The 838-nt window shown below is 72.1% G+C and carries 1 protein-coding gene; it reads right to left on the reverse strand.

All coding sequences use genetic code 11. The annotated features are described in order from the left end of the window. The coding region (gene purD / locus HUK84_RS20665; RefSeq protein ID WP_176641861.1) for a phosphoribosylamine--glycine ligase at positions 1-838 on the reverse strand (838 nt) is incomplete at both ends.

Genomic DNA, 838 nt, shown 5'->3' on the forward strand with positions numbered 1-838 from the left:
GGCCGCGACCAGCCGACCCGCATCGTCCCGCCGGGTGCCGGCATGGAAGACGGCGACGCCGGGCAGCGCCGCGGCGGCTTCGATATCCTCGATCACCCCGCCGGCGGCCGGCCGGCCGGGATAGCCGCGCGCGGCCAGCACGATGCTGACGGAATGCTCGTCCGAGAAGCGGATGTCGGCGGCATCCAGCGTGCCGTCGGCGACCGACGCCAGGGCCGGCAGCAGATCGGATTGCAGCCGGATCAGCAACGCCTGGGCCTCGGGGTCGCCGAGGCGCACATTGTACTCAATCAGCTTCGGCCCGTCCTCGGTCAGCATCAGCCCGGCGAAGATCACGCCGCGAAAGGGGGTGCCGCGGCGGACCATCTCCGCCAGCATGGGGCGGACCAGCAGGTCCAGCGCCGCGTCCTGCGTCGCACGGTCGAATCCGGCGGGCGGCGAGACCGCGCCCATGCCGCCGGTATTGGGGCCGGTATCGCCCTCGCCGATACGCTTGTGGTCCTGCGCCGCGCCGATCAGCACGGCGGTTTCCCCGGCGCAGAAGGCGAACAGCGACACCTCGTCGCCGGTCAGGCATTCCTCGATCACCACCGACCGGCCGGCCGCGCCCAGGGTCTCGTCCTCCATCATCGCGCGGATGGCGTCCTCCGCCTCGGCCACGCTCTGCGCCACCACCACGCCCTTGCCGGCCGCCAGGCCGTCGGCCTTGATCACGATCGGCGCGCCCCGGCGGCGGACGAACTCCAGCGCCGGCGCGATGGCGTCGAACCGTTCCCATTTCGCGGTCGGAATGCGCGCGGCGTCACAGATTTCCTTGGTGAAGCTCTTGCTGCCCTCC

Origin of the sequence: Nguyenibacter vanlangensis (assembly GCF_013376155.1) — a bacterium.
In the GTDB taxonomy this organism is placed as follows: Bacteria; Pseudomonadota; Alphaproteobacteria; order Acetobacterales; family Acetobacteraceae; genus Gluconacetobacter; species Gluconacetobacter vanlangensis.